We start from the raw sequence: 5,399 nt of genomic DNA, 5'->3' as shown, positions 1-5,399 counted from the left end.
CAACCAGCCGATGAACCAGACCGAGCACCAGCTCCGGCTGACCATCGAGGCGCTGCGCGAGCGCCAGGAGCACGAGCTGATCAACAACCCGGAGTTCGGCCTGCTGGAGAACGCCGACTACGACCAGCGCATCCAGACCCACTCCGGCCCGCCCACCCCGGACGACATGGACGAGCTGATCAGCCGCCGCCGCAGCACCAAGATGTTCCTCGCGCACCCCAAGGCCATCGCCGCCTTCGGCCGCGAGTGCAACCGGCGCGGCCTCTACCCGGACACGATCGAGGTCGACGGCAAGCACGTCAGCTCCTGGCGCGGGGTGCCGATCTTCCCGTGCAACAAGATCCCGGTGGTCGGCGGGCACACCACCTCGATCATCGCGATGCGGGTCGGCGAGGACAACCAGGGTGTCATCGGCCTGCACCAGGCCGGAATTCCGGACGAATACCAGCCGAGCCTTTCGGTGCGTTTCATGGGCATCGACGACAAGGCCATCATTTCCTACCTGGTCAGCCTGTACTACTCCGCCGCGATCCTCGTTCCGGACGCGGTCGGCGTACTGGAGAACGTGGACATCGCGCAGCGCTGACGGGCGCGCGGAATTCGCCGATGCCCCCCCGCGAGCCGGCCGGACGAGCGCCGTCCGGGTCGGCTCGCGGCCGCCCACGAAACGACAGCCGGGTCCCTACCGACCCGGCGCCGGCGTCCACGGGAGAAACCCATGACGAGTCCCACGCTGGAGCGAGAGCACAAAGAGGGGAGCGAGCACCGCGACGCCGCCGTCGCGGCGGACGTGATCGAACGCGCCCGCGGCCTGGTCGACCCGGTCCTGCGGGCCGCCGTCGACTCGCTGCCCGGCGCGATGCGCAAGGTCGCCGGCTACCACTTCGGCTGGTGGGAGGCGGACGGCTCGCCCGCCAGCGCGCCCTCCGGCAAGGCCATCCGGCCGGCCATGGTCCTCGCCGCCGCCCAGGCGCTCGGCGGCACTCCCGGCGACGCCGTCGCGGCTGCGGCGGCGGTGGAGCTGGTGCACAACTTCACCCTGCTGCACGACGACGTCATCGACCGGGACGACACCCGGCGCCACCGCCCCACCGCCTGGCGGGTGTTCGGCACCACCGAGGCCATCCTGGCCGGGGACGCCATGCACTCGCTGGCCCTGCGCCTGCTCGCCGAGGACGCCCACCCGGCCGCCCGCGGCTCGATCCGGTGGCTCACCGACTGCGTGGTCGAGCTGTGCGAGGGCCAGCAGATCGACTGCGCCTTCGAGCGGCGGGACGACGTCTCGCTGCCCGAGTGCCTGGCGATGGCGGAGGCCAAGACCGGCGCGCTGCTCGGCGCGGCCTGCGCGATGGGCGCCCTGTACGGGGGCGGATCCGAGGAGGCGGCGCAGGCGATGGACGGCTTCGGCCGCCAGATCGGCCTGGCGTTCCAGCTGATCGACGACCTGATCGGCATCTGGGGGGACCCTGCGGTGACCGGCAAGCCGGTCGGCGCGGACCTGGTCGCCCGCAAGAAGTCGCTGCCGGTGGTGGCGGCGCTGGGCTCCGACACCCCGCAGGGGCGGCGGCTCGCCGAGCTGTACGTCCTCGAACGCACGCTGAGTGCCGAGGAGTTGGCGCAGTGCGCGGCGGCCGTCGAGGGGGCCGGCGGGCGCGGCTGGGCGCAGGGCGAGTCCTGCGAGCGGATGGCCGCGGCGATGGCGCAGCTGGCCGTGGCCGTGCCGGAGCCGTCCGCGGCCGACGAACTGCTGGCGCTCGCCGAGCTGGTGACCCGCCGCACGCACTGAGCGCCGCGCTGGTGACCCGCCGCGCGCACTGAACGCCGCGCGCACTGAGCGCCGCACGCACTGAGCGCCGCACGCACTGAGCTGCGTACGCGCCGATCGCACACCCTGAGCGCCGCCGGGGCCGGCCTCCCGCCCCGGCGGCGCGTCACCCGAGGCCGGCCAACAGCCGCTGCTCCTTGGCCGGTTCGATGCCCTGCCGGAACGCCGCGTCCGGCCGCCCCTTGCGGCCCTCCGCGTCCGTGTCGTCCACCGGCCCGCGCGTGCGCAGCCACTCCCAGGTGTCCCGCGCGGTCTCGGCGAACGGGCGGCAGCGCAGCCCGGCGGCCCGGGCGCGGCTGCTGTCGACCTGCCAGACGTGCGCCCAGTCCGGCAGGTCCGGTGCCCAGAAGGGGAGTTCGAGCCAGGGTGCGACCTGGTCCGGCCCCTCGGCGAGCAGCGCGGCGTCGTCCACCCAGACGAGTTCGGTGTCCGGCGCGCCCGCGACCTGCCGGCAGGTCTCCAGCCACTGTCCGAAGGTGAGCAGTCCCGGCGGCGCCGTGGTGAGGAACCGGCCCGCCGCCCCGGCCGTCAGCCGGTCGAGCCCGAAGGCGGCGAAGTCCCGGACGTCGATCACCTGCATGGTCCGCCCCGGGTCGCCGGGGGCGAGCACCCGTCCGCCGCGTGCCATCCGCTCCAGCCACCAGGGCAGCCGTCCGCCGATCTCGTACGGCCCGACGAGCAGCCCGCTGCTGAGGACCAGCGTCCGCTCGGTGCCGAAGTGCCGCAGCACGGCGCGCTCGCAGCCGGCCTTCAGCTCGCGGCCGAACGGCTGGTCCGGCGGGGTGTCGGCGGGGCAGGGGAGCAGCGGCGAGTCCTCGGTGATCACCTGGACGGCCCAGTCGGCGTGGGCGTGCACGGAGGAGACGACGGTGTAGTGCGCGGCCCGGTCGCGCAGCAGCCGGGCGGAGAGCGCGGCCTGCGCGGGCTGCTGGGCGGAGGTGTCGACGACGGCGTCCCAGCTGCGGCCGTCGACCAGCCGGGCGAGGTCCTCGGCGCTGTCGCGGTCGCCCCGGACGGCGTCGACCCCGGGCAGGTCGCCGCCGCTGCGGCCGCGGTTGAAGGTGGTCACGTGGTGGTCGCGGGCGAGGGCCTCGGCGGCGTAGGCCCGGCCCAGGAAGGACGAGCCACCGAGCAGCAGGATCTTCATGCCGCCAGCCTGCCCCGCCGAACGGCGCCGCGAGCCCGGGTTAGCGCTGAGCAGATCCGGCCGCCGGCGGCGCGGGCGCTCGGCATGCCGCCCCACCCGGCCGCACTTAGCATCCCACTTGTACCCGTTCGACTACTCGTACGACTGCTGGTGCGGCTACCCGAACGACCACTCGAACGACCGCCCGTACGACCCGGTTCGGGCGCCGTCCCGCCGTCCCGCCGATCCCCGTCCCTCCCGCGCGAAGGACCCCCGATGACCCAGCCCGAGCTGGAGGCCCTGGCCGCCGACGCGTACGTCTACGGCTATCCGCTGGTCGCCGGCCTCACCATGGTCGACCGCTTCACCCGGGGCGGTCTGGGCACCCTCCCGGCAGCGGGGTTCAACCACTTCAGCCACGCCACCCGGCTGGCCGGCCCGGGCGACCACTTCGTCTCGGTGAACAACGACACCATCTACTCGATCGCCCAACTCGACCTCTCCGAGGGTCCGTTGGTGCTGGACGTGGCGGACGCCGCGGGCGCCTACTACGTGCTGCAGTTCATCGACGCCTGGACGGCCAACACCGCCTACCTCGGCCGCCGCGCCACCGGCACCGGCGAGCAGACCTGGCTGATCGTGCCGCCCGACTGGCACGGCACCCCGCCGGACCCGGCCCGGGTGATCGAGCTGCCGACCACGGTCGGCACCATCGTCGGCCGCTTCGCCTGCGCCGGCCCGGAGGACCTGCCCCGGGTCCGGGCCCTCCAGGCGGGCCTCACCCTCCGCCCGCTGGAGCCCGGCGGCCTGGTGGCCGGCCTGCCCGAGCCGGACCCGGACGTCCCCGAGCGGCTGGCCTTCTTCGAACGCCTGCGGGTCTGGATGCGGGCCTTCCCGCCGTCCGCGCCGGACATCGAGTACCAGCGCCGGTTCGCCCCGCTCGGTCTGCTCGACGAGGGTGCCTCGCCGTACCGCGCGGCCGCCGAGCAGTGGACGTTCGCCCTGGTCAAGGGCCTGGCGGCGGGCCGCGAGCGGGTCGAGGACGCCACCCGCCCGGCCGAGGAGCACCCGCTCGGGGAGTGGCGCGGCGCGCTGCACCTCTTCGACTACAACTCCGACCACCTGGGCCCCGGCACCCTGGACGACCCCGAGTGGCGCATCCCGGACCGCCGCGCCGCCTACCTGAGCCGGGCCGCCGCCGCCCGGGCCGGCCTCTGGGGCAACCACGCCTACGAGGCCTCGTACGCGATGACCTACGACGACGCGGACGGCCGCCCGCTCAGCGGCGCGCACCGCTACACCCTCCACTTCGACCAGCCGCCGCCCGCCGAGGCGTTCTGGTCGGTCACCATGTACGCGCTGCCGGACTACTACCTGGTGGAGAACCCGATCGACCGCTACTCGATCGGCGACCGCACCCCGGGCCTGGTGTACGGCGCGGACGGCTCGCTCACCGTGACCCTCCAGCACGAGCAGCCCGAGGACGCGACGGCGGCGGCCAACTGGCTGCCCACCCCGGCGGGCGAGTTCCGCCCGATCATCCGGATCTACCAGCCCGAACCGGCCGTCCTGGACGGCAGCTACCAGGTGCCGCCGATCGTCCGCGTGGACTGACCACCACCGCCCCCCGCCGGGGCTGCCGCCGACGCCCGACGCCGCGCTACCGCCCCGCGGGCGAGGCCGCCGTCGTCCCGCCCGGGTGCGGCGAGGCCGTGGCCGCTCCCGAGGCGGGGGCCGAGGGCGTCGGCGCCCCGGACGGCGAGCCCGACCCGGCGGGCGTCGACGGCGCCCCCGTCGCCGGACCGCCGGACGGCGCGGGCGAGGGCGCGGCCGTGGCGCTCGCGGACGGTCCGGTCGTGGGAGCCCCCGGAGCGGGAGCCCCCGACGTGGGAGCACTCGTCCCCCCGCTGCCGCTCGGCCCGCCGGTCGGGGGCGCCGTCGCCGTGCCGGACGGCTCCGGCGGCGAGGAGGCCGAGCCGCCCCGGTTGTGCGGCCCTCCCTCCAGGGTGACCACGGCCTGCGAGGGCGGCAGCGCGATCCGGGCCGTCCAGTGCGTGTCGGGCGCCAGGTCCTCGTCCACGGTGACGATCACGGTGATCCGCTGGCCGGGTGCGAGCGTCCCGGAGTCGCGGCTGAGCCGGAGCCAGCCCGCGTCCGTCACGGCCCGCCAACGGATCTCCGTGGCACCGGAGTTGGTGAGGGTCAGGACGGTACGGCTGCCGTACTCGCCGGCCTCGACGGTGAGCAGCCCGCCCGCGGCCGGGTCGTCGGCCCCGCCGCCGGGCGCGGAGGCCTGCTGGGCGAGCGGGGCCGGCGCGGCGACCAGGGTGGGGCTGCCGAGCGGGGTGGCGCCCCGGGCGGGCACGGGGACGGCGGGGCCCTGAAAGCTCAGCCGCGGAGAACCGGGCAGCAACGTTTCTGCACCACCCACCCCGCCCCCGCCCGGCC

The 5,399-nt window shown here is 75.5% G+C and carries 4 protein-coding genes and 1 pseudogene; 3 read left to right on the top strand and 2 right to left on the bottom strand.

Annotated features, from left to right (window positions below; genetic code table 11):
* Positions 1-586: pseudogene (locus VM95_RS36760) on the top strand (Crp/Fnr family transcriptional regulator); the annotation flags it as partial.
* A 132-nt stretch (positions 587-718) separates the two neighbouring features.
* Positions 719-1,786: a family 2 encapsulin nanocompartment cargo protein polyprenyl transferase gene (locus tag VM95_RS36755; protein WP_045705506.1), complete on the top strand. Its 1,068-nt coding sequence runs from the start codon at positions 719-721 to the stop codon at positions 1,784-1,786.
* Positions 1,787-1,931: 145 nt separating this feature from the next.
* Here the strand turns inward: VM95_RS36755 and VM95_RS43020 are convergent, their stop codons facing one another.
* Positions 1,932-2,972, bottom strand: a complete 1,041-nt coding sequence (locus tag VM95_RS43020; RefSeq protein WP_045705503.1) for an NAD-dependent epimerase/dehydratase family protein — start codon at positions 2,970-2,972, stop codon at positions 1,932-1,934.
* A 255-nt stretch (positions 2,973-3,227) separates the two neighbouring features.
* Between VM95_RS43020 and VM95_RS36745 the strand changes: the two genes are divergently transcribed.
* A complete protein-coding gene (locus tag VM95_RS36745) occupies positions 3,228-4,565 on the top strand; it encodes a DUF1254 domain-containing protein (protein ID WP_045705501.1) in 1,338 nt (445 codons plus the stop codon).
* A 46-nt stretch (positions 4,566-4,611) separates the two neighbouring features.
* Here the strand turns inward: VM95_RS36745 and VM95_RS36740 are convergent.
* The coding region (locus tag VM95_RS36740) for a BACON domain-containing protein (RefSeq protein WP_425265397.1) at positions 4,612-5,399 on the bottom strand (788 nt) is incomplete at its 5' end.

It is taken from the genome of Streptomyces rubellomurinus, from assembly GCF_000961885.1.
Lineage (GTDB): Bacteria > Actinomycetota > Actinomycetes > Streptomycetales > Streptomycetaceae > Kitasatospora > Kitasatospora rubellomurina.
Note: the sequence above shows the minus strand (reverse complement) of the source record. Positions and strands in the feature narration are given on the sequence as shown.